This window comes from Lysobacter stagni (assembly GCF_030053425.1).
GTDB classification, from domain to species: domain Bacteria; phylum Pseudomonadota; class Gammaproteobacteria; order Xanthomonadales; family Xanthomonadaceae; genus Lysobacter_J; species Lysobacter_J stagni.
Map to the genome: position 1 here is coordinate 2,253,476 of NZ_JASGBI010000001.1, position 23,866 is coordinate 2,277,341.

General features: G+C 68.8%; 26 protein-coding genes, 3 tRNA genes and 1 other RNA gene. 17 read left to right on the forward strand and 13 right to left on the reverse strand.

The annotated features are described in order from the left end of the window. The first annotated feature begins 32 nt into the window (after positions 1–32). Positions 33–109, forward strand: a tRNA-Asp gene (locus tag QLQ15_RS10515). 211 nt (positions 110–320) lie between these two features. Beyond that, the gene (locus QLQ15_RS10520; protein ID WP_283212734.1) at positions 321–2,300 is read left to right on the forward strand and encodes a peptidyl-prolyl cis-trans isomerase; all 1,980 of its coding nucleotides are present in this window, start codon (positions 321–323) and stop codon (positions 2,298–2,300) included. Between the two features lie 70 nt (positions 2,301–2,370). Here the strand turns inward: QLQ15_RS10520 and QLQ15_RS10525 are convergent, their stop codons facing one another. The 3 genes from QLQ15_RS10525 to gloB all read right to left on the reverse strand — a co-directional run bounded on the left by QLQ15_RS10525 (position 2,371) and on the right by gloB (position 5,253). Beyond that, positions 2,371–3,165 carry an enoyl-ACP reductase FabI gene (locus QLQ15_RS10525; RefSeq protein ID WP_283212735.1) on the reverse strand — a complete coding sequence of 265 codons (795 nt, stop codon included), beginning with the start codon at positions 3,163–3,165 and terminating at the stop codon, positions 2,371–2,373. Positions 3,166–3,265: 100 nt separating this feature from the next. After that, positions 3,266–4,432: a lytic transglycosylase domain-containing protein gene (locus tag QLQ15_RS10530; protein ID WP_432277852.1), complete on the reverse strand. Its 1,167-nt coding sequence runs from the start codon at positions 4,430–4,432 to the stop codon at positions 3,266–3,268. A gap of 53 nt (positions 4,433–4,485) precedes the next feature. Continuing rightward, the gene (gene gloB / locus QLQ15_RS10535; protein ID WP_283212737.1) at positions 4,486–5,253 is read right to left on the reverse strand and encodes a hydroxyacylglutathione hydrolase; all 768 of its coding nucleotides are present in this window, start codon (positions 5,251–5,253) and stop codon (positions 4,486–4,488) included. 84 nt (positions 5,254–5,337) lie between these two features. Here gloB and QLQ15_RS10540 point away from each other — a divergent pair, with 84 nt between their 5' ends. Genes QLQ15_RS10540 through dnaQ form a run of 3 tightly spaced genes read left to right on the forward strand, consistent with a single transcriptional unit; the run spans position 5,338 to position 7,311 of the window. Beyond that, positions 5,338–6,045 carry a class I SAM-dependent methyltransferase gene (locus QLQ15_RS10540; RefSeq protein ID WP_283212738.1) on the forward strand — a complete coding sequence of 236 codons (708 nt, stop codon included), beginning with the start codon at positions 5,338–5,340 and terminating at the stop codon, positions 6,043–6,045. Further along, positions 6,042–6,524, forward strand: a complete 483-nt coding sequence (gene rnhA / locus QLQ15_RS10545; protein WP_283212739.1) for a ribonuclease HI — start codon at positions 6,042–6,044, stop codon at positions 6,522–6,524. The genes QLQ15_RS10540 and rnhA overlap by 4 nt, the downstream gene beginning before the upstream one ends. A gap of 49 nt (positions 6,525–6,573) precedes the next feature. Beyond that, entirely contained in the window at positions 6,574–7,311 is a 738-nt protein-coding gene (gene dnaQ / locus QLQ15_RS10550) for a DNA polymerase III subunit epsilon (protein WP_283212740.1), read from the forward strand. An 18-nt stretch (positions 7,312–7,329) separates the two neighbouring features. Here dnaQ and QLQ15_RS10555 read toward each other — a convergent pair whose 3' ends face one another. Beyond that, entirely contained in the window at positions 7,330–8,034 is a 705-nt protein-coding gene (locus QLQ15_RS10555; protein WP_283212741.1) for a PP2C family protein-serine/threonine phosphatase, read from the reverse strand. Positions 8,035–8,503: 469 nt separating this feature from the next. Then, positions 8,504–8,594, reverse strand: a tRNA-Ser gene (locus QLQ15_RS10560). 98 nt (positions 8,595–8,692) lie between these two features. Here QLQ15_RS10560 and QLQ15_RS10565 point away from each other — a divergent pair. Continuing rightward, positions 8,693–9,100, forward strand: coding sequence for a DUF6165 family protein (locus QLQ15_RS10565; RefSeq protein ID WP_283212742.1), 408 nt, complete (start codon positions 8,693–8,695; stop codon positions 9,098–9,100). A gap of 25 nt (positions 9,101–9,125) precedes the next feature. On the opposite strand, the gene QLQ15_RS10570 is transcribed toward QLQ15_RS10565, so the two are convergent. Then, on the reverse strand, positions 9,126–9,476 hold the full coding sequence (locus tag QLQ15_RS10570) for a BAR domain-containing protein (protein WP_283212743.1): 351 nt from the start codon (positions 9,474–9,476) through the stop codon (positions 9,126–9,128). After that, a complete protein-coding gene (locus QLQ15_RS10575) occupies positions 9,476–10,570 on the reverse strand; it encodes a glycosyltransferase family 9 protein (RefSeq protein ID WP_283212744.1) in 1,095 nt (364 codons plus the stop codon). Before QLQ15_RS10575 ends, QLQ15_RS10570 begins: the two co-directional genes overlap by 1 nt. Before the next feature lie 22 nt (positions 10,571–10,592). Between QLQ15_RS10575 and QLQ15_RS10580 the strand changes: the two genes are divergently transcribed. The 7 genes from QLQ15_RS10580 (at position 10,593) to QLQ15_RS10610 (ending at position 16,043) form a co-directional block, all read left to right on the forward strand. After that, positions 10,593–11,342, forward strand: a complete 750-nt coding sequence (locus tag QLQ15_RS10580) for a 3-deoxy-D-manno-octulosonic acid kinase (protein ID WP_283212745.1) — start codon at positions 10,593–10,595, stop codon at positions 11,340–11,342. Between the two features lies 1 nt (position 11,343). Further along, positions 11,344–12,102 (forward strand): MBL fold metallo-hydrolase, encoded by a 759-nt coding sequence (locus QLQ15_RS10585; protein WP_283212746.1) that lies wholly within the window; start codon positions 11,344–11,346, stop codon positions 12,100–12,102. Beyond that, positions 12,099–13,136, forward strand: a complete 1,038-nt coding sequence (gene moaA / locus QLQ15_RS10590; RefSeq protein ID WP_283212747.1) for a GTP 3',8-cyclase MoaA — start codon at positions 12,099–12,101, stop codon at positions 13,134–13,136. The genes QLQ15_RS10585 and moaA overlap by 4 nt, the downstream gene beginning before the upstream one ends. Positions 13,137–13,544: 408 nt before the next feature. After that, positions 13,545–14,042 (forward strand): cyclic pyranopterin monophosphate synthase MoaC, encoded by a 498-nt coding sequence (gene moaC / locus QLQ15_RS10595; RefSeq protein WP_283213993.1) that lies wholly within the window; start codon positions 13,545–13,547, stop codon positions 14,040–14,042. Further along, positions 14,039–14,281 (forward strand): molybdopterin converting factor subunit 1, encoded by a 243-nt coding sequence (gene moaD / locus QLQ15_RS10600; RefSeq protein WP_283212748.1) that lies wholly within the window; start codon positions 14,039–14,041, stop codon positions 14,279–14,281. Before moaC ends, moaD begins: the two co-directional genes overlap by 4 nt. 315 nt (positions 14,282–14,596) lie before the next feature. Beyond that, entirely contained in the window at positions 14,597–15,022 is a 426-nt protein-coding gene (locus tag QLQ15_RS10605; RefSeq protein ID WP_283212749.1) for a molybdenum cofactor biosynthesis protein MoaE, read from the forward strand. Positions 15,023–15,032: 10 nt separating this feature from the next. Further along, positions 15,033–16,043, forward strand: a complete 1,011-nt coding sequence (locus QLQ15_RS10610; protein ID WP_283212750.1) for a YncE family protein — start codon at positions 15,033–15,035, stop codon at positions 16,041–16,043. A 259-nt stretch (positions 16,044–16,302) separates the two neighbouring features. Here QLQ15_RS10610 and ffs read toward each other — a convergent pair. Further along, positions 16,303–16,399: signal recognition particle sRNA small type (ffs, locus tag QLQ15_RS10615), an RNA gene on the reverse strand. A gap of 58 nt (positions 16,400–16,457) precedes the next feature. Then, positions 16,458–16,550 (reverse strand) — tRNA-Ser (locus QLQ15_RS10620). Positions 16,551–16,708: 158 nt separating this feature from the next. On the opposite strand from QLQ15_RS10620, the gene dnaX reads away from it, so the two are divergent. From dnaX to QLQ15_RS10640, 4 genes are all read left to right on the forward strand, one after another. After that, positions 16,709–18,502, forward strand: coding sequence for a DNA polymerase III subunit gamma/tau (dnaX, locus tag QLQ15_RS10625; RefSeq protein WP_283212751.1), 1,794 nt, complete (start codon positions 16,709–16,711; stop codon positions 18,500–18,502). A 48-nt stretch (positions 18,503–18,550) separates the two neighbouring features. After that, the gene (locus QLQ15_RS10630; RefSeq protein ID WP_283212752.1) at positions 18,551–18,871 is read left to right on the forward strand and encodes a YbaB/EbfC family nucleoid-associated protein; all 321 of its coding nucleotides are present in this window, start codon (positions 18,551–18,553) and stop codon (positions 18,869–18,871) included. Positions 18,872–18,938: 67 nt separating this feature from the next. Beyond that, entirely contained in the window at positions 18,939–19,535 is a 597-nt protein-coding gene (gene recR / locus QLQ15_RS10635; RefSeq protein ID WP_283212753.1) for a recombination mediator RecR, read from the forward strand. Between the two features lie 98 nt (positions 19,536–19,633). Beyond that, positions 19,634–19,984 (forward strand): histidine triad nucleotide-binding protein, encoded by a 351-nt coding sequence (locus QLQ15_RS10640; RefSeq protein WP_283212754.1) that lies wholly within the window; start codon positions 19,634–19,636, stop codon positions 19,982–19,984. A 12-nt stretch (positions 19,985–19,996) separates the two neighbouring features. Here QLQ15_RS10640 and QLQ15_RS10645 read toward each other — a convergent pair whose 3' ends face one another. The 4 genes from QLQ15_RS10645 to QLQ15_RS10660 form a co-directional block, all read right to left on the reverse strand. After that, entirely contained in the window at positions 19,997–20,398 is a 402-nt protein-coding gene (locus QLQ15_RS10645) for a methyltransferase family protein (RefSeq protein WP_283212755.1), read from the reverse strand. Positions 20,399–20,466: 68 nt separating this feature from the next. Beyond that, positions 20,467–20,952, reverse strand: a complete 486-nt coding sequence (locus QLQ15_RS10650; protein ID WP_283212756.1) for a Slp family lipoprotein — start codon at positions 20,950–20,952, stop codon at positions 20,467–20,469. Beyond that, positions 20,949–22,928, reverse strand: coding sequence for a transglutaminase TgpA family protein (locus tag QLQ15_RS10655; protein WP_283212757.1), 1,980 nt, complete (start codon positions 22,926–22,928; stop codon positions 20,949–20,951). The genes QLQ15_RS10650 and QLQ15_RS10655 overlap by 4 nt, the downstream gene beginning before the upstream one ends. Continuing rightward, entirely contained in the window at positions 22,921–23,850 is a 930-nt protein-coding gene (locus QLQ15_RS10660; RefSeq protein WP_283213994.1) for a DUF58 domain-containing protein, read from the reverse strand. Before QLQ15_RS10660 ends, QLQ15_RS10655 begins: the two co-directional genes overlap by 8 nt. Positions 23,851–23,866: the final 16 nt, after the last annotated feature.

Genomic DNA, 23,866 nt, shown 5'->3' on the forward strand with positions numbered 1-23,866 from the left:
GTCCGGAGCGAAAGCTCCAGGTTTCAAAACGCGGAGTGGTAGTTCAGTCGGTTAGAATGCTGGCCTGTCACGCCGGAGGTCGCGGGTTCGAGTCCCGTCCACTCCGCCAGTTTCGCCAAGGGCGCCGGAAACGGCGCCCTTGTTTTTTTCCGGCATCGGCGCCGCGCCGCCGATACCGGATGCCCGGGCTCCGCCTTCGAAGGCGGCATTCGGCCCCCGGCCCCCGGCCGCCGAGCGGATCTGCCGATGGCGCAAACGGGCCGCCGTGATGGCGCCCTGGCGCGCTAAACTGTCGGGCTACGACCGAACTCGACCCCGACATGCTGCAGAAACTTCGCGATAAGACCTCGGGCTGGATCGCCACCGTGATCCTGGGCCTGTTGATCATTCCCTTCGCCTTCGTGGGCATCGAGCAATACCTCGGGCAGCGCACCGACACTTCGGTGGCGCGCATCGATGCGCCTCCGACCTGGTGGCCGTCGGCGCCGGCATGGTGGCCCGTGTCCGTCCTCTGGCAGCACGACAAGATCAGCATCGAAGAATTCCGCACGCGTTTCGAGCAGGAGCGCCAGCGCGCCCGCGCACAACGTGGCGAAGCCTTCGAGGCCCGTGAGTTCGAGACCGTCGAGAACAAGCGCGCCATCCTCGACACGCTGATCGACGCGCGCGTGCAGCTGATCGCGGCGCGCCGCGAAGGTCTGGTCGTGAGCGACGCGATGGTGAAGCAGGCCATCCACGACATCCCGGCGTTCCAGGTGGACGGCAAGTTCAACTATGACCGCTACAAGCTGACGTTGGCCTCGCTCAACCCGGCCCAGAGCGAGCGCCAGTTCGAGCAGACCATGCGCGAGGATCTGCAGCGTTCGATGCTCGCCGTGGGCGTGGGTACCAGCAACTTCATCACCTCTGCCGAGATGGATCGCCTCGTGCGCCTGATGGGTGAGACGCGTGATGTAAGCCTGCTGCTCCTGCCGCCGGCCGCGCCGGACACCGGCCCGGTGAGCGCCGCGGAAATCCAGCAGTGGTACGACAGCCACGGTGCCCAGTACCGTGCGCCGGAGTCCGTGTCGGTCGAGTTCGTCGAGGTGAATGCCGCGACGCTGCAGGCCGTCGCGCCCGCCGACGAAGCGGCGCTGCGCCAGCGTTACGAGCAGGAAAAGAGCCGCTTCGTCGAACCCGAGCAGCGCCTGGCATCGCACATCCTGGTGCGCGTCGAGGAAGGCGCGGACGCGACCAAGCAGAAGGCAGCCGAGCAGAAGGCCGCAAACCTGGCGGCGCAGGCGAAGGCAGCCGGTGCGGATTTCGCGGCGATCGCGCGCACGAACAGCGAAGACACCGGTTCGCAGGCCGCCGGCGGCGACCTGGGCTGGGTGAGCAAGGGCATGATGGTTGGCCCGTTCGAGGAAGCGCTGTTCGCCATGAAGGCCGGCGAAGTCAGTGCTCCGGTGAAGAGCGAATTCGGCTGGCACGTGATCCAGCTGCGCGAAATCAAGACCGGCGCGCAGGAAACGTTCGAGCAGGCACGTGAAACCCTCGCGCGCGAGCAGGGCGATATCGACCGCGAGCGCAACGCCAGCGAGTTCACCAACCGCCTGGTGGACCTGACGCTGAAGAACCCGTCGTCGCTTGCTCCGGCCGCGCGCGAGATGAACATCCCGTTGCAGAACGCCGGTCCGTTCTCGCGCGGCACCGCGCAGGGCGTGCTTGCCAATCCGGCCGTCTTGCGCGTGGCGTTCTCGGAAGATGCGATCCAGAGCGGCGCCATCAGCGATCCGATCGAAGTCGCGCCGGGCCACAGCGTGCTGTTGCGCGTCACCGCCCATACGCCGGAACGCGCACAGCCGCTGGCGCAGGTGCGCGATCAGGTCATCGCCGCCGTTCGCGCCGACCGTGCCGCCAAGGCGGCCGCGAAGGCGACCGATGCGCTGGTTGCACGCCTGAAGACCGGCGAGACGCTGGAGGCGATTGCGGCCGAGAAGCTGCTGCCGCCGCCGCAGGCCATTCCAGGCCTGCCGCGCGGCGCTCCGGTTCCCGATGCGGCGGTCAACGAGGCCATCTTTGCCGTGCCGGCGCCGGTCGCGGGCAAGGTGACCGCGGGTCATGCCGCGCTGCGCGAGGGCGGTATCGTGCTGTTCTCGGTGAACAAGGTGACGCCGGGCGACGTCGCGGCGATGCCGCAGGCGCAGCGCGAACAGCTGCAGCAGCAGATCGCGCAGATCGGTGGCGGCGACGACGTGCAGGCGCTCGTCAGCGCGCTGCGCAAGCGTGTGAATGTCACGGTGGTCGAGCAGAACCTCTGACCGGTCAGCGGACGAGCCAACAAAAAAGGCCCGGCAATGCCGGGCCTTTTCGTTTTGCCGATCGGAACACTCAGTCGTTGCTGATGCCCGTCATGCCCAGGATGTTGTAACCGGCGTCGACGTAGGTGACTTCGCCCGTCACGCCCGCAGCCAGGTCCGAGCACAGGAACGCGGCCACGTTGCCGACGTCCTCGATCGTGACGGTGCGACGCAGCGGTGCGTTCTCTTCGACGTGGCCGAGGATCTTGCGGAAACCGGAGATGCCGGCGGCGGCCAGCGTCTTGATCGGGCCGGCGGAGATCGCGTTGACGCGGGTGCCTTCCGGACCGAGGTTCAGCGCGAGGTAGCGCACCGACGCTTCCAGGCTGGCCTTCGCCACGCCCATCAGGTTGTAGTTGATCAGTGCGCGTTCGGCGCCGAGGTAGCTCAGCGTGACGATCGAGCCGTTGCGGCCCTTCATGAGCGGACGCGCCGCCTTGGCCAGCGCGGACAGCGAGTAGGACGAGACGTCGTGCGCGATGGCGAAGTTCTCGCGCGTCATGCCTTCCAGGAATTCACCGGCGATGGCTTCGCGCGGCGCGAAGGCGATCGCGTGCACGAGGATGTCGAAACCGTCGGTCCAGTGCTGGCCGAGCTGTTCGAAGCAGGCCGCGATCTGTGCGTCGTCGCTGACGTCGAGCGGCAGCACGATGTCGCTGCCGTAATCCTTCGCCGCCGATTCCACGCGCGATTTCAGCTTGTCGTTCTGGTAGGTGAACGCGAGCTGCGCGCCTTCGCGGTGCATGGCTTCAGCGATGCCGCTGGCGATCGAACGCTCGCTGGCGATGCCGGTGATCAGTGCGCGCTTGCCTTGCAGAAAACCCATGAGCCGTTCCTTTCTGTGGTCGTGACCGCGCGTGCGGTCGAGCAAAGACTCTAGTGTAGCCCCCGCCGGCACCGCGTTGCGGCGATGCGCCGGCGTAGGGTCAGGGCGATCCCGTCGATCCGGGAATCGCGTCACCGTGCTTGCCCAGGGCATCGATGACCAGTATCTGGCCGGGTCGGAGCACGGCCTTCACGGCCAGGCCGTTGCGTTGCAGCAGGTCGCCCACGCCGATGCGGTAACGGCGCGCGATCGTCGAGGCGCTTTCGCCGCGTGCCACGGTGTGGCGGCGCGGCTCGGGCGCTGCTGCGGCGCCGTCAGCACCGGGCGGGGTGACGGGCGAGGCGTCGGCCATCGAATCCGGCGGGGCCACGGACGATCCGGCAACGTCGGCCACCGCAAGCAGCCGCGCGGGCGAGCCGCCGGCGCGGTTGATCCGTCCGTCGGCGAACACCGGATTCAGGCGCCGCAGCTGTTGTGAATCCTGCCCGGTGCGGGCGGCCCACTGATCCACGCGCTGCACGTCGACCTCGACCGCCTGCAGGCGCGGGACGTCGCGGTCGAGCGCGCGCATCCATTCCTCGCGGTCGTCCGCCTGTTCGATCAGGCACGAGAGCGCATGCAGCTTGCGCACATAGGCCGTGGTGATGTCCGGCATACCGACGAGCTTGTCCAGTTGCACGTCGCGTGCGTTCTGGCCACTGCGCCGGAGTGCGTTGAGCACGCGGTACTCGCCGGCGTTGTAGGCCATGACGGCCAGCCGCCAGTCACCGGCGAACATGCCGTGCAGCGTCTTGAGGTAACGCACGGCGGCCTGTGTGGAATCGATCGGGGACAGGCGCCCGTCGTAGCCGGTGCGTATCGGCACGCCATGGTCGCGCGCGGTGATGCCGATCATCTGCCACAGGCCGGCCGGGCCCTGCGCGCTGCGTGCGCTGGGGCGGTAGCCGCTTTCGACGAACGGGATCAGCGCGAACTCGGTGGGCAGGTGGGAGGCGCGCAATGCGTCCACGACGTAGCCGAACAGAGGCAGGACGTCGTCATCGCCATTGGCGAGTTTGCGCGGCACATGGGCGAAGTGCTGGCGCCAGCGCACGGAAGCGGTGTCTGCCGCGCACTCGGGTTCCGCCAGTCCCTCGCGGAACACGCGGTAGATCTCCAGGCCGTTGCGCTTGCCTGGCGCGGGCAGGGTCGGGACCGCGGCAGCGACCGCGGTGGGCGCTTCGGGGCCGCCCGTGATCGCCTCTTCCTGCGCCGAGGCCGGGGTCATGGCGCTCGCCATCGCGAACGCCAGCACTGCGTACCGCCACGCGTGGGCGGCCCTCACGCGACGAATCCGTCCTTCCAGCGCCGCAATCCGGCGAACGTGTCCACGTCATCGGCCGGCTCCGCGGCGAGGTGGCGCGCGACGGCAGCGCGCACGGCGGTCCCGTCCACGCGCAGGAAGGGATTGGTGGCGAGCTCCATCGCGATGGTGCTGGGCAGGGTGGGACGTCCGGTCTCGCGCATGGCCTGCGCCTCCTCGATGCGGCGCTTCAGCGCCGGGTTGCCGGGTTCTACCACGCGGGCGAAGGCGCCGTTTGCGAGCGTGTACTCATGTCCGCAACACACCCGGGTGTCGGGGGGCAGGGCGGCCAACCGCGAGAGCGAGGCGTGCATCTGTGCCGGCGTGCCTTCGAACAACCGTCCGCAGCCGAGACTGAACAGGGTATCGCCGCAGAAGAGCAGCGTTTCACCGACGTAGGCGACGTGGGTGAGGGTGTGGCCGGGCACCTCCAGCACGCGGAACCGCCAGCCGGCCGCATCGACCTCATCGCCCTCGCGGACGCGCCGGTAGCTCGCCGGGATGCGTTCGTCGTCGGGCGCGAAAACGGTCAGGTGCGGCCAGCGTTCGAGCAGGGCCGGCACACCGCCGATATGGTCCGGGTGGTGGTGGGTGAGCAGCACGGCGACCGGCTGCAGGCCGGCCGCGGCCGCCGCAAAGACCGGCGCCGGCTCACTGGGGTCGACGATCAGCGCACGGCTGCCATCGTCCTCCGCGCAGGTCCAGATGTAGTTGTCGCTGAGTGCGGGCAGGGGCTGCAGACGCATGCGGGACTCCTCGATGCTTGCCAGCGGGACGTGGCCGTGCCCCACAATCATCCCCGGCGAATGCCCCGGAGACCGGTCCAGACCATGCCCGCCCCCTCGTACCACCGTCAACACGAAGCCGGCATCGAGCCCCTGGCCTGGTTCGGCAGCGAGGCCGGGCAGGGCCTGCTGGCGGTGCAGGAGGCCGCGATGGCGCGCGTCCTGGCGTCATGGCCGGCCGCTCCCTGGGCCTGGCTGGGCACGCCGGGGGCGGCGCCACCCGACATGCCCGGCGGCCGTGGCGTCGTGCTGCGGCGTGACGGGGAGGGATTCAACGGCGCGGTCCGTTGCCGCCTGCCCCTGCCGTTCGCCAGCGAAGCCATGGGCGCGATCCTGCTGCAACACGCGCTCGACGACGGCTTCGCCATCGACGAGGTCCTGGACGAATGCGCCCGCATCCTCATGCCCGGAGGCACGCTGTGGCTGGCGGCGCTGAATCCGTGGAGCCCCTATCGGGCGCGATGGGCCCGCAGTGGGCTGCGCGCGCGGGACCCGGGCGGCTGGCAGTCCGCGCTGCGGCGCGCGGGCTTCGCCGTGGACACCGTGAGCCTGCAATGGCTCGGCCCGCATTGGCGCGTGGCCCATGGCGACGTGGGCGTCGGTGCCTCCGACCGTCTGCGCGCGGGCATCGCACTGACCGTCAATAAACGCGTGCACGCGCTCATCCCGCCCAAGCCGCTGCGCAATCTGCGCTGGCAGACCGGCACGCGATCCCACCTCGCACGGCGGGCGCCGGCGATAATGGACCGATGAATCAAACCAACACGTCCCCCGCGTCATCCTCCAAGCAAATTGAAGCCCACACCGACGGCGCCTGTCTGGGCAATCCCGGTCCCGGCGGATGGGCCGCGCTGCTTCGTTACCGCGGCCACGAGCGCGAACTGTCCGGCGGTGAGGCCGACACCACCAACAATCGCATGGAGCTGATGGCCGCCATCATGGCGCTGGAAGCGCTGAGCGAGCCCTGCAGCGTCGTGCTCCATACCGATTCGCAGTACGTGCGCCAGGGCATCACCGAGTGGATCGGCAACTGGGTGCGACGCGGCTGGAAGACCGCCGGCGGCGATCCGGTCAAGAACCGCGACCTGTGGGAACGCCTGCACGCCGCGGCGCAGCGCCACAGCGTCGAATGGAAGTGGGTCAAGGGCCATTCCGGCGATCCCGACAACGAACGCGTCGACGTGCTCGCCCGAACGCAGGCGCAGCGGTTGCGCGCAGCGGTCGCACGCTGAGCGACGCCGGGTCGGCACACTGCCGGTCGAACATGTGAGAATGGCGCCGATGCGGCAGATCATCCTGGACACCGAAACCACCGGCCTGAGCTGGGAGCGCGGCAACCGCGTGGTCGAAATCGGCTGCGTCGAGTACGTCGAACGCCGCCCCAGCGGCCGTACCTTCCACGTCTACCTCAAGCCCGACTGCGACTTCGAGCAGGGCGCGCAGGAAGTCACCGGCCTGACCCTGGAGTTCCTGGCCGACAAGCCGGAGTTCGCGGCCATCGTGGACGAGTTCGTCGCGTTCATCGAAGGCGCCGAACTGATCATCCACAACGCCGCGTTCGACCTGGGATTCCTGGACAACGAACTGCGACTGATGGGCCCGGAGTACGGGCGCATCACCGACCGCTGCACCGTCGAGGACACCCTGCTGATGGCGCGGCAGCGGTTCCCCGGCCAGCGCAATTCGCTGGATGCGCTGTGCAAGCGGCTGGGCGTGGACAACTCGCACCGGCAATTGCATGGCGCGCTGCTCGACGCCCAGATCCTGGCCGAGGTCTACCTGGCGCTGACGTCGGGGCAGGAAGAGATCGGGTTTGGCCTCGATACCGCCGCCACCGCCGTCGAGACCGTGCAGTTCCGCACCGATCCGCACGCCGCGCGACCGCGCGTGCAGGTCAGCGAAGAGGAAGTGGCCGCCCACCAGGCGCGCCTGGAAAAGCTGCGCAAGAAGGCCGGCGGAAGCTGCGTGTGGGACCGCTTCGAGGTGGTCGCCGAAGAGACGGTGCTGGAGCCGGCCTGACCGGCGGCGTCCGCAGCCTCAGTGGTTGCGGACGAGGATGACCGTGACGTTGTCGGAGCCGCCGCCGTCGAGTGCGGCGGCGACCAGCGTGTCCACGCATTCCTGCGCGCTGCAGTCGCTCTGCGACAGGACCCGGGCGATGCCGCGGTCGTCGACTTCCTCGGTCAGCCCATCGCTGCACAGCAGCAGCTGCATGCCCGGCTTGAGTTCGCCCGTCATCGTTTCGACGTTCAGATGGCGCGGATCGGTCACGCCCAGTGCCTGCGTCACCACGTTGCGGTGCGGATGGCTGCGCGCCTGTTCCTGCGTGATCGCGCCGTTGGCGATCAGCTCCTGCACGTAGCTGTGGTCCTGCGAGAGCTGTGCAAGGTGACCGTCGCGCCACAGGTAGACGCGGCTGTCGCCGACCCAGGCCACTTCGAAGCGGTTGCCGCTGATGCGCGCGGCCACGACGGTCGTGCCCATGGGCAGCGCATCGTTGCGGCGCTTGGAGGTGCGGATGATTTCCTCGTCGGCGATGCGGATCGCCTGCGCCAGCGGAGTGCCGTCGCGGATCTCGCGCACGATGGTCTCGCGAGCCAGGGCGCTGGCGACCTCACCGTATTCGTGCCCACCCATGCCGTCCGCGACCAGCCAGAGCCCAAGCTCGCCGTCACCGTAATAGGTGTCTTCGTTGAGCTCGCGGCGGAGGCCGACGTGCGTGAGGTGTCCGAATTCGATCATGCGTCGATGATGCCGCTCGCGTCGTGAGGTCTTTCAGGCGGTAACGGAATGATCGACGCGTGGCGGCCGCGAGGCAAGCCGGCATTTGGTACGGGGTATGCACGGGCGATGGTGCGGTGCATCGGGCGTGAAGCCGCGGCGATGCTGGGCGGTGGCATTGGGCAGCCGCCGTTCCGCCGCGCGCGGGCCTGGTGGCGCCCCAGGTTCCCCGAGTCGCCTCATGCTGCAAACAGACGCCTCGTGGGAGGGCGTGTATCGCAGGTCCATGGATGCACGGCGATCTGGCCGGCAGGATGGATTCGCGCCATCCATGGCGCTCACCCCTCCGGCGCTTCGCGCCTGCGGGGCAGCCTGCGGCTGTCCAAATCGGCAGTCCTGCCGATTTGTCGAACCGAGGGGGCGAATCAAACTCCTCGCATCACCCCCAGACAAAAAGAAACGCCCCCTTGCGGGGGCGTTTCTTTTTGTCTGGCGGAGAGGGAGGGATTCGAACCCTCGGTACGCTATAAACGTACGCCTGATTTCGAGTCAGGTACATTCAACCACTCTGCCACCTCTCCGGGTGCAGTGAGCCGGCAATTCTACGGGCACTGGCGGCATGCGGCAAGGTGTCCCATGCCCCGGCTACACTGTGCCCCCCTGAATGAACGGCGCAGTCATGTCCGAAATCCTGGTCCCCGTGTCCTTTGGCGAGCTGCTCGACAAGATCGCGATCCTGCAGATCAAGTCCGAGCGCATGAGCGACCCCGCCAAGCTGGCCAATGTCCGCAACGAGCTGTCCGCGCTGGAAAAGACCTGGATGGCGCATCCGGCCGCCGGCAACGACATCGCGCGCCTGCGTGCCGACCTGAAGGCCGTCAACGAGCGCCTGTGGGTGATCGAGGACGACATCCGCATCAAGGAGAAGGCGCAGGCCTTCGATGACGAGTTCGTCCGCCTGGCCCGCAGCGTCTATTTCGAGAACGACGAGCGCGCGCGCATCAAGAAGGACATCAACCTCGCGCTGGGCTCGGCCTATGTCGAGGAGAAGTCGTACCAGGACTACAAGACCGGCGCCGCGCCCTGATGCGCGCCGCGTTCGCGGGTACGGCCTAGCGCGCCAGCGCCCAGGCGGCGACCGCGAATGCCAGCACCGCCGCGGTGGCCGCCACCGCGGCCACCCATTGCAGACGCAGCAGCCTGCGTTCGTGTTCCACCTGTTGGCGGCGTAGCTCGACCAGCGTGGATTCCAGCTGGCTCGAGGCCTGTTTCAGCGCGGACAGCGTCTGTTCCATCTCACCGGCAAGCGTGCGGATCGCCTGGTCGTTGCGGTCGACCGCGTCCTGCAGTTCGCGGATCTGCTGCGGGATCTGCGACGGCTCGCGGCTGCGCGTGAACATGGGCCGCGCAGCGCGCAGGAGCTCCGGCAGCAGTGGGGCGACGACGCTGAACCAGGCGGCCATCAGCGGATCTCCGGTTCGGCGTGATCGGTGCGGTAGCGTTCGAAGGCGGCGACGGCATCGCCCACGGTGATCAGGTCCATGACGCCGTCGTGCTCGATCTTGGTGCCCCAGCGCAGGTCGGCCGCGGGCTTGCCCAGGTACTTGCGCGCTGCGTCGTCGTAGCGGTCCACGCAGTAGCGCCGGTCGCTGTAGGGGCCGCTGCGCGCGGGATTGCTCGCCGCGTGCAGGCCCAGCACCTTGGTGCCCATCGCGTTGGCGATGTGCATGGGGCCCGAGTCCGGCGTCATCAGCAAATGGCCGCGTTCCAGCAGCGCCGGCAATTGCTTGAGCGTGTCCTTGCCGATCAGGTCCAGCGCGGGTTGGCGCATCGCGGCGAGGATCGCATCGCCGGTCGTGCGCTCCAGGTCGCTGCGGCCGCCGCACAACACCACCCGCCAGCCGCGCGAGGCGGCGTGATCTGCGACGGCGGCCAGCCGGTCGGCGGGCCAGTTGCGAAGCACGTGGCTTGAGCAGGGCGAGATCAGCAGGGTCGGCATGCCGTCCTGCGGCCATTGCGCGCGCGCCCACTCGCGCGCTTCGTCCGGCACCGGAAGGTCCCAGCGCACCTGGTTCTGGTGCAGGCCGAGCGGCTCGCAGAAGCTGCCGATCGCATCGAGCACATGGATGCCCGGGCGATCGGCAATGCGCTCGTTGACGAACAGACCGTGCAGGTCCTTCGAACGCGAACGGTCGTAGCCGACGCGCCGCTTGGCGGGGATATAGGCCGAGAGCAGGTTGGCGCGCGCCGCGACCTGCATCTGCAGCAGTGCGTCGAAGCGGCCCGCCGGGCCCAGCCGCTGCTTCAGCTGGCGCCGCAGCGCGCGCATGCCGGCCAGGCCGGTCTTCTTGTCGTACTCGACGAACTCGACGCCGGGCAGGCCGGCCAGCAGGCGGTGCTCGCCCTTGCCGATGACCCAGGTCAGTTCCACCTGCGGCCAGGCCGATTGCAGCGTGCGCACCAGCGGCACGACGTGGGTCACATCGCCCAGTGCGGACAGTCGCAACAGGCAGATCGAGGCGGGCGCGATGGCCGGGGGGGAAGGTGCAGCGGGCACGTGAATTGCTAGACTCCGGCGGATGACGGGGTTCGATGCTGCCGAGGAGTTGACACCGTTCCGCGACGACAGCGGTTACGGGGCCATTCTGTTCGACCGTAACCGGGTGCGGCAAGCGAGCCCGGAATGGTTCATGCCGTCCTTCTGGCAGCAACGCGCGCGCCCGGTGGAAAGTGGCGGACGTGGCGGCGCGTGGTTCGTCGATGCGCCGTTCGGGCCGGCGCTGCTGCGTCGCTACCTGCGTGGCGGCATGGCCGCACGCGTCAGTCGCGATCGCTACTGGTGGCAGGACGCCTCCAGCACGCGCAGCTTCGCCGAGTTCCGCCTGACCCGCGCGATGGCCGAGAAGGGCGTGCCGGTGCCGCGACCCATTGCCGCCTGCTACCGCCGTGACGGCCTGTTCTACCGTGCGGCGATCCTGCTTGAACGCCTGGACGATGTGCGTTCGCTGGCCGACCGTGCGGCCGTCGCCGGCGATGGCGCGCCGTGGGAGGAAGCCGGGCGCCTGATCGCACGTGCGCACCGCGCCGGCCTCGATCACGCCGACCTCAACGCCCATAACCTGCTGTTCACCACGACGGGGCGAGGCTGGATCATCGACCTCGACCGCGGCCGCGTGCGCATTCCCGCCACCGGGTGGCGCGAACGCAATCTGGCGCGGCTGAAGCGTTCATTGCTGAAGCTGCGCGGGTCGCGACCGGTGGAAGACGTCGAACGCGACTACGGCCGCCTGCGTGCGGCCTACGATCGGGCCTGGGAACGAGGCTACTGAGATGGTCTGGCAATTGCGGCTGCATGGCGTGGGCAACGCATCGGCGGTCGAGCTCGGGTCGGCGATGGCCACCCTCGAGCGCGACGGCCGGCCGTGGCTGACCATCGACTGTGGCGGCGAAGGGCTGACCGCCTATCTGGCGCACTACGGTGAAGCGCCGCGCGCGTTGTTCATCACCCATACCCATCTCGACCACGTTGCCGGTTTCGAGCGCCTGTTCGTCTCCAGCTATTTCGATGCGGCACGCCGCGGCCGCGTGCGCGTGTACGTGCCGGCGACCGTGGTGCCGCTTCTTCACCGTCGCGTCGGCGACTACCCCAACGCGCTGGCCGAAGGCGGCGTGAACTTCTGGGACGCCTTCCAGGTGATTCCGGTCGGCGATTCGTTCTGGCACGACGGCCTGCGCCTGGAAGTCTTCCCGACGCGCCACCACTGGCCGGAGACCGCCTATGGCCTGCGCCTGCGTGGCAGCGTGGTGTGGACGGGCGACACGCGGCCCATCCCCGAGGTGCTGGCGCGCTTCGCGGATGCGGAAGAACTGATCGCCCACGACTGCGCGCTGGAAGGCAACCCGTCGCACAGCGGCATCGACGACCTTGAGCGCGAGTATCCCCCCGCACTGCTGGACCGCTGCCTGCTCTACCACTACGGCAACCGCGAAGAAGGCGAGATCCTCGCCGCACGCGGTTACCGCGTCGCGCATCCCGGTCAGGTCGTGGCGCTGCGCGAACCCACGGCGATGCAGGCCGAGCCCGCATGAACGTGGCTGCAGCGAGCGCGACACAGGCATTGGCGTCCATGCCGCTGGACCGCCGTGGCCGTCCGCTGCGCGACCTGCGCCTGTCGGTGATCGAAGCCTGCAACTTCCGCTGTCCGTATTGCATGCCGGCCGACCGCGTGCCGGACGACTACGGTTTCGACGCCGCCTCGCGCCTGGACTTCGACGAGATCGAAACACTGGTGCGCGGCTTCGTGTCGCTGGGTGTGAGCAAGCTTCGCCTCACCGGTGGCGAGCCGCTGCTGCGCAAGCGCCTGCCGACGCTGATCGAGCGGCTGGCCAGCATCGACGGGCTGGAAGACATCGCGCTGACCACCAATGGTTCGCTGCTGGCACCGCAGGCGCGCGCGCTGCGCGAAGCGGGGCTGGGTCGCATCACGGTGAGCCTGGACGCGCTCGATCCGGACCGCTTCCACCAGATGTCCGGTGGACGCGGCGAGGTGGCCGACGTGCTTGCCGGCATCGAAGCCGCCCAGGCCGCGGGTTTCGGTTCGCTCAAGCTCAACTGCGTGGTCGAACGCGGCATCAACGAGGACCAGGTGTTGCCGCTGGTCGAGCATTTTCGCGGCAGTGGCCATGTCGTGCGCTTCATCGAATACATGGACGTGGGCACCTGCAACGGCTGGGTACGCGAACGCGTGGTGCCGTCGACGGAACTGCGCGACCGCATTGCCGCGCGCTGGCCGATTCGCCCGCTCGAAGCGCAATACCGGGGTGAGGTGGCTTCGCGCTACGCCTTCGAGGACGGGCAGGGCGAAGTCGGATTCGTCAGTTCGGTGAGCGAGCCCTTCTGTGGCGACTGCCATCGCGCACGCGTGTCCGCCGACGGGCGGCTGTACACCTGCCTGTTCGCCGCGGACGGACACGATCTGCGCCCGGCCCTGTCCCAGGGGCAGGATGTCCTGCGCGAACGTGTGGCATCGGTCTGGTCCGGTCGAGTGGATCGTTACAGCGAAGTTCGCGGCGCAGCGACGGCATCGCGCCGCCACGTGGAGATGTACTTGATTGGTGGGTGAGGCAGGCCGCTTGCGCGGCACTGCCGCGCGGCCTGCCGAACGCCCGGCCATGGATGGCCGGGCCGGACGATCCGAAGCCGGTGCGCCGCGCCATGGACGGCAGTCATGGCGCTGTCGAATCCGATACCTGCGCGGCACTGCCGCGCGGTCGCGAACGCCCGGCCATGGATGGACGGGCCGGGCGATCCGAAGCCGGTGCGCCGCGCCATGGACGGCAGTCATGGCGCTGTCGAATCCGATACCTGTGCGGCACTGCCGCGCGGCCAGCCGAACGCACGGCCATGGATGGACGGGCCGGGCGATCCGAAGCCGGTGTGTCGCGCCAAGGACGGCTGCCATCGCGTCATTGAAACCGATGCCTGCGCGGCACTGCCCGAACGCCCCGAAAATCCCACCCCATCGGGCACAATCCCCCGCATGAAAAAGCCCGCCCGCACGCTCACGCACCTGGACCCGCAGGGGCGCCCCGCGATGGTCGATGTCTCGTCCAAGGCCGTCACCGCGCGTGAGGCCCGCGCCGAATGCCGTGTGCGTTTTCCGGTCGACGTCGCGAAGCAACTGCGCGCCTCAGGCCTGAAGAGCGCGAAGGGCGGCATCGTCGAAACCGCGATCATCGCCGGCACCATGGCGGTGAAACGCACGCACGAGCTGATCCCGTTCTGCCACCCGTTGCCGATCGATGGCTGCCGCCTGTCCGTCGACTGGGACGGAGACACTGCGCTGCGCATCGAGTGCTCGGTCAAGACCACGCACCGCACCGGCGTGGAGATGGAGGCCCTCACCGGCGCGACCGTCGCCGCGCTGACGGTGTACGACATGTGCAAGGCACTCTCGCACCGCATCGTGCTGGGCCCGGCGAAAGTGCTGGGCAAGCGCGGCGGTCGCCACGATTTCGGAGCTGCGTGATGGCGCGCGTGACGGTCCTGTATTTCGCCAGCCTGCGCGATGCCGCGGGCGTGGCCTCCGAAGCGATCGAAGCCGATGGCACGCTGCGCGCGGTGTATGAATCGCTGCGGGCGCGCCACGGATTCGCGTTGTCGCAGGAGCGATTGCGCGTCGCGGTCGATGGGGCGTTCGCCCGGTGGGACGATGCTGTTCGCGACGGCAGCGAAGTCGCCTTCATTCCTCCAGTCAGCGGTGGATGAGGCAGGCCGCTTGCGCGGCACTGCCGCGCGGCCTGCCGAACGCCCGGCCAAGGATGGCCGGGCAGGGCGATCCGAAGCCTGTATGCCGCGCCATGGATGGCTGCGTGTGTGTTATCGAAACGATTGCCTGCGCGCCACTGGCGCGCGCGGCCGCGAACGCCCGGCCATGGATGGTCGGGCAGGGCGATCCGAAGCCGCTGTGTCGCGCCATGGACGGCTGAGCAGGCGTTATCGAAACATTGCCTGCGCATCACCGCCGCGCGCGAATCCCGCTCCTGCACGCGCAAGGGCAACACCAATGCCACAATCCACCCCATGACCCGTTTCGCCCTTTCCAATACCCCCATCGACACCGGCACGCTGCGTGCGCAACTGCTCGACGACCGCGTCGGTGGTTACGCCAGTTTCGAAGGCTGGGTGCGCAACCACAACGAAGGGCGGGACGTGCTCGGTCTGCGCTACGAAGCCTATGCCTCGCTCGCCGAAGCCGAAGGCGAGCGCGTGCTGGATGAGGCGGTGGCGAAGTTCGATGTGCTCGATGCGCGTTGCGTTCACCGCGTCGGTGATCTCGCCATCGGCGAGCTGGCGGTGTGGGTGGGCGTCAGCTCGGCCCATCGCGATGCCGCGTTCGCAGCGTGCCGCTACATCATCGATGAGGTGAAGGCGCGCGTGCCGATCTGGAAGCACGAGCGTTACGCCGAAGGCGATGCCGGCTGGCTCCACCCCGATCCGCAACCCTGAGGGCCGCGCGATGATCCGTTCCGCCATGCTGTCGTTGTCCGTGATCTCGATCCTGGGTTTCGCATCGCAGGCGCGCGCCGCGGAGCTGCTGGTCGGCAACAAGTCGGCCGACACCGCCTGGCGGTTGTCCACCGCCGATGGACGCAAGGCAGGCGAATTCACCACAGGGCAAGGGCCGCACGAGATCGTCGTGAGTCGCGATGGCCGCTTCGCGCTCGTGAGCAACTACGGCGCCGCCACGCCGGGCCACAGTCTGTCCGTGCTCGAGCTGCGCAAAGACGGAGCGACGCGCATCATCGACCTGGGCGAGAACACGAAGCCGCATGGCATGCGGCTGCTGCCGGGCGGTGCGCGCGCGGTCGTCACCACCGAGGGTTCGCGCAAGCTGTTGCTGGTGGACATTGCGAAGGGGCGCGTCGAGCACGCCATCGATCTGGGCGAGGGGCGCGGCCACATGGTCGCGCTGTCGCCCGACGGCAAGCACGCGTATGTCACCAAGATCGATGCGGGCACCATCAGCCGGATCGACCTCACCGCGCGCGGCAAGACGCACGAAGTCCCGGCCGGCGCTGGCGCCGAAGGTGTCGCCGTGCATCCGCGCACCGGCGAGGTGTGGGTGAGCAACCGCGAAGCCGGCACGGTCACCGTGCACGACCCGGAGACGCTCGCCACGCGCCAGACCATCGCCAGCCCCGGCTACCCGATCCGTGTCGTGTTCATGCCAGACGGTCGGCATGCGCTGGCCACCAATGCCCGCGCGGCGACGCTCTCCGTCATCGACACGGCGACGAAACAGGTAACGCATACCGTGGCGCTGGCCCGCGACGGCGTCGAGTACCGCGACACGATGCTCGGTCGCGCCGCACTGCCGATCGGCGTCATCGCCGACCCGAAGCAGCCGCGTGTGTATGTCGCCATCAGTGGTGGCGACGAGATCGCCGTGATCGACACGGCGCAGTGGAACGTCGTCGACCACTGGAAGACCGGCCGCGAACCGGACGCACTCGGGATCGTCGAGTAAGTAGCAACTCGCGGTGCCGGGGGCGGTCGACGGCAAGCGTGATGCAGGACGTCCATGGATTCCCGCCTTCGCGGGAATGGCGGGCAGGGGCAGGACTCCGAAATGGGGGGCTGCGCTCGCGTTGCGTCGGTTGAGAAACAGCCCCCTTTGGTAAAGGGGGCGCCCCGGCAGGGGCGGGGAATCGGAGGCACATAGCCGGGGCCCGGGATTTGCCTTGCAAATCCTGGGATTTCGAATGCGCAGCATCGAAATGGCGATGGCCCCGCCGGCTGACCTCGGCACCCGCGTCAGTCGATACCGTTGCTGCCTTCCGGCCCTGGCGGGGTTTTCGACCTAGCGTCGCGAGGGGCCGACGGGGCCACCATAGAGACGTTTCATCAAAAGCCCCGCCTTTCAGCGGGGCTCCTTTAAATCTGGCGGAGAGAGGGGGATTCGAACCCCCGAAGCGCGGTTTAGACGCTTACACACTTTCCAGGCGTGCTCCTTCAACCACTCGGACACCTCTCCGTTTTCCTGGCACGCGATGTTGCCGCATGGGCCTGAATACGGCGTCCGGCCGCGTCAAGGTGTACTCCAGGGGCGTGAATTCTAGCCGCCAGGCCGCGCGCGGACAAGCTCGGTCTGCCGGTCGCGGCCGGTGCGATGGGCCATGGCAGAATGGCGGCATGTCCTACCTCGTCCTCGCCCGTAAGTGGCGTCCGAAGCGCTTTGCCGAACTGGTCGGGCAGGAGCACGTGGTCCGTGCACTGACCAACGCGCTCGATTCGGGCCGCGTCCACCACGCGTTCCTGTTCACGGGTACGCGTGGCGTCGGCAAGACCACCATCGCCCGCATCTTCGCCAAGTCGCTCAACTGCGAGCGCGGCACCTCGGCCGAACCGTGCGGTGAATGCGCGGCCTGCCGGGATATCGACGCGGGCCGGTTCATCGACCTGCTCGAGATCGACGCGGCCAGCAATACCGGCGTGGACGACGTGCGCGAAGTCATCGACAACGCGCAGTACATGCCCAGCCGTGGTCGGGTGAAGGTCTACCTGATCGACGAAGTGCACATGCTGTCCAAGTCGGCCTTCAACGCGTTGCTCAAGACGCTGGAAGAGCCGCCGGGGCACGTGAAGTTCCTGCTCGCCACCACCGACCCGCAGAAACTGCCGGTGACGGTGCTGTCGCGCTGCCTGCAGTTCAACCTGAAACGGCTGGACGAGGCTCAGATCAACGGCCAGATGACGCGCATCCTCGAGGCCGAGGGCATTCCCGCCGATGCCGGCGCGATCCGCCAGCTGTCCAGGGCCGCCGACGGCAGCCTGCGAGATGGCCTGTCGCTGCTGGACCAGGCCATCGCCTACACCGGTGCGAGTGCCGATGGCGGCGCACTGGCCGATGCCGGCGTCGCCGCGATGCTGGGAACGGTCGATCGCACGCGCGTCGGCGCGCTGCTGGCCGCGCTGGCCGACGGCGATGGCGCGCGCCTGCTGGCCGAGGTCGGCACGCTGGCGGAGTTTTCGCCGGACTGGAGCAGTGTGCTGGATGCTTTCAGCGATGCGCTGCACCGCGTCCAGGTGCGGCAGCTGGTGCCTGACGCGCAGGTGGAGGCCGACGGCGTCGATCTCGATGCGCTCGCCGCGCGCCTGCGGCCGGAAGTCGTGCAACTGTGGTACCAGATGGCGCTCAACGGGCGCCGCGATCTTGCACTGGCGCCCAGCCCGCGCGCGGGTTTCGAGATGGCCGTGTTGCGCATGCTGGCGTTCCGTCCCGCCGAAGGCGAGGGCGCGCGTGCTCCGGCTGCCTCGTCGTCGGGTGTCGCACGCGACGTCGCTCCGCGCGGCGCCGCGCCGGCGACGGTCGCGCCGGTGGTTCCCGCCGCACCGGTCGAGCGCGTTCCGCCGCCGAACCCCTTCGCCGAAGCACCGCGTCCGCCGCGTCCGCAGGCGGTCGAACGCGAGGCTCCCGTGCGTGAGGCCCCGCCGATGCGCGAGGCGCCGGTGCGTGAATCCGCGCCCGCTTTCGAACCTCCGAGCCCAGTGGCTGCACCAGTCGCCTCCGCGCCGCTGGTGCATCGCGCCGGACTGGCCGATGCGGATGCCTGGCACGCCATCGTCGCCGGCACCAGCCTGCGCGGCCCTGCGCGACTGTTGGCCGAGCACGCGGGGTTTGTTTCGTACATCGATGGCGTGCTGAGTCTCTCGCTCGGTCCCAACGACGAACACCTGCGCAGTACGGCGGTGGTCGACCTGGTGGCGGATGCGCTCGCGCCCGCGCTGGGTGCCGCGCCGCAGATCCGTTTCGTCGATGCGGGGCGTCCGGCCGAATCGCTGCACCAGCGCAACGAACGCGCGCGCGATGCACGCCAGGCCGCGGCCGAAGCCAGTTTCATGGGCGATCCCGACGTGCAGCGCCTGGTTTCGCAGCACGGCGCCAAGGTCGTGCCCGATTCCATCCGTCCCTACGACGACAACTGATTCCCGCCGCGCCCGGCGCGGCTCCCCCTCGAACGGAAGAGAACGAACATGCGTGGAAACATCGCCCAACTGATGCAGCAGGCGCAGCGGATGCAGGAAAACGTGCAGCGCGCGCAGGAAGAGCTCGGCAAGCTGGAAGTGACCGGCAATGCCGGCGGCGGCATGGTCAGCGTGACCATCACCGGCCGCATGGAGTGCCGCAAGATCCGCATCGATCCCAGCGTGCTGTCCGACCAGGAAATGGTCGAGGACCTCATCGCCGCCGCTTTCAACGATGCCGTGAACAAGGTCAATGCCGAATCGCAGGCGCGGATGTCCGCCGCGACCGCCGGCATGCCGCTGCCGCCCGGCATGAAGATGCCGTTCTGATCCGCGGGGCCGTTCCCGCCGCGCCAGGCGCGGAACAGAACGGCCGCGTGAGGAACGATCCTTCGCAATGACCTCACCGCTCCTCGAACAACTGATCGATGCCCTGCGCGTGCTGCCGGGCGTCGGGCAGAAGTCCGCCCAGCGCATGGCCTATCACGTGCTCGAACGCGAGCGCGCCGGTGGCCAGCGGCTGTCCGCGGCGCTGGCCGCAGCGGTGGAGAACATTCACCACTGCGTGCGCTGTCGCGACTTCAGCGAGACCGAGGTCTGCGCGACCTGCGCCAGCGCCTCGCGCGACGCGCACCAGCTGTGCATTGTCGAATCGCCCGCCGACCGGCTGGCCATCGAGCAGGCCACCGGTTATCGCGGGCAGTACTTCGTCCTGCAGGGACGGCTGTCGCCGCTGGACGGCATCGGCCCGCGCGAGCTCGGCCTGGACCGACTGGCCGAACGCCTGGCCGAAGGCGAAGTGCAGGAACTCATCATCGCCACCAATCCCACCGTGGAGGGCGAGGCGACCGCGCACTACCTGGCGCAGCTGGCGCGCCAGCACAAGGTGCGCCCCAGCCGCCTCGCGCACGGCGTGCCGCTGGGCGGCGAGCTGGAATACGTGGACCGCGGCACGCTGTCGCACGCGTTCGGCAGTCGCAGCGAGATGGAATAGGGCGAAGCTGGCGCCCGTGAATGGCGCCGGGGTTGCGGGCGCGTATCCTCGTGACCGCTTCCGCCGTTCTCCGATCCCCAGCCCAAGCCCTCGATCCCATGTCCGACACCATCTTCCACAAGATCATCCGCCGCGAGATCCCGGCCGACGTCGTCTACGAGGACGAGCACCTGATCGCGTTCCGCGATATCGCGCCGCAAGCGCCGGTGCATGTGCTGTTCGTGCCCAAGACCGACATCGCCACGCTCAACGAACTGCAGCTGGACCAGGCCGCCATCGTCGGCCGCCTTGCCCATGCCGCGGCGCAGTACGCCAAGCGCGAAGGATTCGCCGAAGACGGCTACCGTATCGTGATGAACTGCAACGGCCACGGCGGACAGACCGTGTTCCAGCTCCATCTGCATCTGCTCGCGGGTGCGCAGCTGGGGCGGTTCGGGACGCCGCGGTAAGGCCTTCGCAAGTCAGAGCCACCTGCGGGTTGCCCGCAGGTACTGCCGGTAGACGTCGCCAAACCGTTGCGTCAGCACGCGTTCTTCAGGCCCGATCTGGAATGTGTCCAGGTAGAGGATGAACAGTGGCGTCAGCGCCACCGCAACCACATTGGACAGCTGCACGCCGAGAGCAACAAGGATCAACAGGAATCCGAGATACATCGGATTGCGGGTCAGTCGATAGATTCCGCGCGTCACCAGTGTCGACGAGCTTTCCGGTGCGGTCGGATCGACCGTGGTCCGGACGGAGCGGAACGCCGCAACTCCGCTCAGTGCGATGGCGATGCCGATCCCCGCAACCGCGATCGCGAACAGGCTCCGTCCCGGGAAGGGAAAGGTGAGCGAAGGGAAGCGTTCTGCGGCCAGCCACATCAGGCCTGCAGTGGCCCCCATGACGACGAGGGGCGGAACGCGAAGTTCAAGGCGCCTGGCGATCCGACTTACCACCATCCCCACCACGGCCACGGCGCCGGGTAGCTCATCGCGTCCACGGTTTCACGGGCCGGCCACAGGTAGACCACGTCGGCGTCCACGCGCGGGAAGCGGTAGTCGTACTGGCCGATGCGGCGGTTCTCGTAGCCGGCGATGTGGCCGACGAAGGTGACCTCGCGGTTCTTCTCGAACACGGCCGGGTCGTAGAAGCCGGTGCGGCAGGCGAGGAAGCGACCGCCGGTGTCGTCGCTGCCCCAGTACGGCCGGCCGCTATCGCCCAGCATGGTCGAGATCATCTCGAAGCAGGTGCGGTTGGCCAGCGGTTCGACGTTGACGATGCGCCCGCCCCAACGTACCGGCGCGCCCGTGCTGTCCCGGGCGGCGGCGTCGCGCGGATTGATCGGGTCGAACTGGCCCTGCAACGGTTGGGGTACGCTCGCGCAGGCGGCGAGCAGCGCGGCGCTGACGGCGAGTACGGCGAGACGGACGTTCATCGGCGTTCTCCTGGAGAAGTCGCGGGCGGGCGATGCGCGCGTAGCGCCATGGTCAAGGCGCGGGCCGAACGTCCCCCCGGTTCGCCATCAGCGTACCGCCAATCGCTGAAACGTTGGCTGAGCATCCGCAGGTCCGCGGCCAGGTCGGGACGGGCCGCGGCGATGCGCTCCACCCAGGTCGAAGGGGGCTCGAAGGGTTCGCGCTCCAGACCGAAGCGGCGATACCGGCGCGAGAGTCGATGCCACGCGCGCAGCACCGGGTCGGCCTCGCGTTCGTTGCGCCGACTCAGCCAGACCATCCACAGCAGGCCCAGCGCCGCGGCCAGCGCGAGCAGCAGCACCAGCGTGCGGTCGTCGATGCGCTCGATGCCGAAGGGTCGCAGCAGTTGCTGCTGGCGCCGGGCATCGAAGCCCAGCACGAAGTCGTTCCAGCCGCGCCGCAGCCAGTCGCCGACATCGGACAGGGACGTTGCGCCGCCAAAGCTGGCGAGCAGGCCATCGGGGGCCGTTTCCTGCGTCTGCAGGGTATCGAAGACGCGCTCCGGCGCGACCGCGGCCGTGGGGTCCACGCGGCTCCAGCCCCGACCGCGCAGCCACACCTCGGCCCAGGCGTGCGCATCGGATCGACGCACCAGCCAGTAATCGCCGATGCGGTTGCGGTAGCCGCCCGTGTAGCCGGTGACCACGCGCGCCGGAATGCCCGCGGCGCGCATCAGCACGACGAACGACGAGCTGAAGTGTTCGCAGAAGCCGGCCTTGCGGTCGAACAGGAATTCATCGACCGAATGCCGCCCGAGCAGCGGCGTTTCCAGCGTGTAGCTGAAGTCGCGGCGGATCCAGTCCAGCGAGCGGCGCACGATGGCCTCGTCGTCGAACGGGCCGGCCTCCTGCCGCCATTGGCGGGCCAGCGCCAGCGTGCGCGGATTGAATCCCTGCGGCAGTTGCAGCGCGTACTGGCGCACATCGCGCGGAAGCCGGGGCTGGTACTGCGCGGGCGGTGCCGATTGCATGCGCCAGCGCGTCAGGCCGTTGAGCGGGCGGAAGGTCTGCAGATTGTGGTCCGGCTCCATCCGGCTGCCATCGGGTGCGGAGACCGGCAGGTCCAGTGCGACCAGCTGCGTGCGGTCGGTGGGCTCCAGTTCGATCTCGTAATCCCAGCGATCGCGCGCGGGAACGACCGGCGTTTCCGGAATGTCCGGATGCCAGTTGGGCTGGGTCCATGTGCGCCCATCGAAATCCCACAGGACGGGCCCACGCCAGTACATCTGCTGCGGACGCGGCGTCGCCCCGAAGAAACGCGCACGCAGCGCGGGGCGATCGTCGCCCATGAGGTCGACCCAGTCGCCCGGACTCATGCGGTCGGTCAGGCCGGTGCGTGCCAGCGCGCGATCGGGAATGCCCCACAACGGCGCCCCGAGGCGCGGAAACAGCCAGAACGCGGCCAGCGCCAGCGGAAGGCCTATGGCGAGCAGGCGGGCGATGCTCCACAGCCGCTGTCGCGCCGGCACGGGTTGCAGATCGCCCGATTCGATTTCCGCCAGGTATTGCAGCGTGGCCAGCACCAGCAATGCGCCGACCAGGCCCAGCAGCAGCGACAGCGGCCCCTGGTCCAGCAGGAACGTGGCGAACGGTGCGAACAGCGCGAAGGCGAGCAGGCTGCGCGCATCGCGCACGGTGAAGGTTTCCGAAGGTTTGACCGCCAGCATCGCGGCCAGCAGCGCACACCCCGTGTCGCGGCCGATGGAGAAGCGGCTGAGCATCAGCACGAGGGCGATCAGTCCCAACGCGATCAACAGCCGCAGCGCGCCGGGCATCGGCTGGCGGTGCGACAGGACGGCGATGGCCAGCGCGCAACCGCCGATGGACAGCGCAAGCGTCAGTGGCAATTGCAGCAGCAGCGGCAACAGGCACACGGCCGCGGCGAGCAGTGCCCAGGCGCGATGGTGCGGCTTCAGTGCGAGCGCGGCACTAGCCATGCGGCATCAGCGCAAGCGCGCGCAGGCAGGTGTGGCGATGCTGCGGGCCGCGGTCCGGTCCGATCGCAGGCTGGCCGGGAAGACGCAGCTGGTAGCGACGGCCCTCACGTTCGGCCTCGTCCACCCAGCGCGCCAGTCGCGAGATGCGCGCTTCGTAGGGCACGCCGCCCGCGCTGTGCCAGTCCAGCACGATTTCCGCGCCCATGGGTTGTTCGAACTCGCGCACGATCAGTGCGTCGCGCCGCGCCGATGGCTTCCAGGCGATGGCGCGTCGCGGATCGCCGGCGCGGTAGGCGCGCAGGTGGTGCACGTCGTCGCCGGCGGGATTCAGTCGCGCCTGCACGCGATCGCCACGGCCGGTCGGCAACGGCGGACCGTGTGGTTCGGGTGTGGGGTAGACCAGCAACGGAGTTTCGGGCCACACGTACGCCCATGCCCGTGCAAGCCCTAGCGGGCGTGTGGTCGACAGGCGCAGCCGGGGCAGATCGAACCAGCCACGCTGGAGTGTGGGCAACTGCAGTTGCGCCTGGCCCGCGCCCTGTTCGAGGTTGAGCACCGCGGCGTCGGCATCGAAGAGGCCATCGTCGTCCAGGCGCAACCCGCGTCGGGCGCGTCCTGGTGCGGCGCGCGCATGCACGCGCACGGTGAGTGCGGCGCCCGCGGAAACCGGCTCGGCTTCGGCGGCGATGATCTCCAGTTCGGACAACTGCATCTGCGCGGCGATCAGGCTGGCCATGCCCGCGCCGCCCAGCAGCAATCCGAGCAGCAGCGCGGGGTTGTTGTTGTAGTTCAACGCGCCCAGCAGCATGGTCAGCAGCGCAGCCGCATAGAACAGGCCGAAGCCCGTGGGCAGCACGTAGATGCGACGACGGTGCAGGCGGGCGGGGAACGGCTCCGGATCGCGCGGCCGCGTCCACACCATGGCGAAAGCATGGAAG

Bases quoted from the DNA above. Each gene is read 5' to 3' on its own strand.
- QLQ15_RS10520 (WP_283212734.1), top strand. From the start codon at position 321: ATGCTGCAGAAACTTCGCGATAAGACCTCGGGCTGGATCGCCACCGTG.
- QLQ15_RS10525 (WP_283212735.1), bottom strand. From the start codon at position 3,165: ATGGGTTTTCTGCAAGGCAAGCGCGCACTGATCACCGGCATCGCCAGC.
- QLQ15_RS10530 (WP_432277852.1), bottom strand. From the start codon at position 4,432: ATGACCCCGGCCTCGGCGCAGGAAGAGGCGATCACGGGCGGCCCCGAA.
- gloB (WP_283212737.1), bottom strand. From the start codon at position 5,253: ATGCGTCTGCAGCCCCTGCCCGCACTCAGCGACAACTACATCTGGACC.
- QLQ15_RS10540 (WP_283212738.1), top strand. From the start codon at position 5,338: ATGCCCGCCCCCTCGTACCACCGTCAACACGAAGCCGGCATCGAGCCC.
- rnhA (WP_283212739.1), top strand. From the start codon at position 6,042: ATGAATCAAACCAACACGTCCCCCGCGTCATCCTCCAAGCAAATTGAA.
- dnaQ (WP_283212740.1), top strand. From the start codon at position 6,574: ATGCGGCAGATCATCCTGGACACCGAAACCACCGGCCTGAGCTGGGAG.
- QLQ15_RS10555 (WP_283212741.1), bottom strand. From the start codon at position 8,034: ATGATCGAATTCGGACACCTCACGCACGTCGGCCTCCGCCGCGAGCTC.
- QLQ15_RS10565 (WP_283212742.1), top strand. From the start codon at position 8,693: ATGTCCGAAATCCTGGTCCCCGTGTCCTTTGGCGAGCTGCTCGACAAG.
- QLQ15_RS10570 (WP_283212743.1), bottom strand. From the start codon at position 9,476: ATGGCCGCCTGGTTCAGCGTCGTCGCCCCACTGCTGCCGGAGCTCCTG.
- QLQ15_RS10580 (WP_283212745.1), top strand. From the start codon at position 10,593: ATGACGGGGTTCGATGCTGCCGAGGAGTTGACACCGTTCCGCGACGAC.
- QLQ15_RS10585 (WP_283212746.1), top strand. From the start codon at position 11,344: ATGGTCTGGCAATTGCGGCTGCATGGCGTGGGCAACGCATCGGCGGTC.
- moaA (WP_283212747.1), top strand. From the start codon at position 12,099: ATGAACGTGGCTGCAGCGAGCGCGACACAGGCATTGGCGTCCATGCCG.
- QLQ15_RS10605 (WP_283212749.1), top strand. From the start codon at position 14,597: ATGACCCGTTTCGCCCTTTCCAATACCCCCATCGACACCGGCACGCTG.
- QLQ15_RS10610 (WP_283212750.1), top strand. From the start codon at position 15,033: ATGATCCGTTCCGCCATGCTGTCGTTGTCCGTGATCTCGATCCTGGGT.
- dnaX (WP_283212751.1), top strand. From the start codon at position 16,709: ATGTCCTACCTCGTCCTCGCCCGTAAGTGGCGTCCGAAGCGCTTTGCC.
- QLQ15_RS10630 (WP_283212752.1), top strand. From the start codon at position 18,551: ATGCGTGGAAACATCGCCCAACTGATGCAGCAGGCGCAGCGGATGCAG.
- recR (WP_283212753.1), top strand. From the start codon at position 18,939: ATGACCTCACCGCTCCTCGAACAACTGATCGATGCCCTGCGCGTGCTG.
- QLQ15_RS10640 (WP_283212754.1), top strand. From the start codon at position 19,634: ATGTCCGACACCATCTTCCACAAGATCATCCGCCGCGAGATCCCGGCC.
- QLQ15_RS10645 (WP_283212755.1), bottom strand. From the start codon at position 20,398: ATGTGGCTGGCCGCAGAACGCTTCCCTTCGCTCACCTTTCCCTTCCCG.
- QLQ15_RS10650 (WP_283212756.1), bottom strand. From the start codon at position 20,952: ATGAACGTCCGTCTCGCCGTACTCGCCGTCAGCGCCGCGCTGCTCGCC.
- QLQ15_RS10655 (WP_283212757.1), bottom strand. From the start codon at position 22,928: ATGGCTAGTGCCGCGCTCGCACTGAAGCCGCACCATCGCGCCTGGGCA.
- QLQ15_RS10660 (WP_283213994.1), bottom strand. From the start codon at position 23,850: ATGGTGTGGACGCGGCCGCGCGATCCGGAGCCGTTCCCCGCCCGCCTG.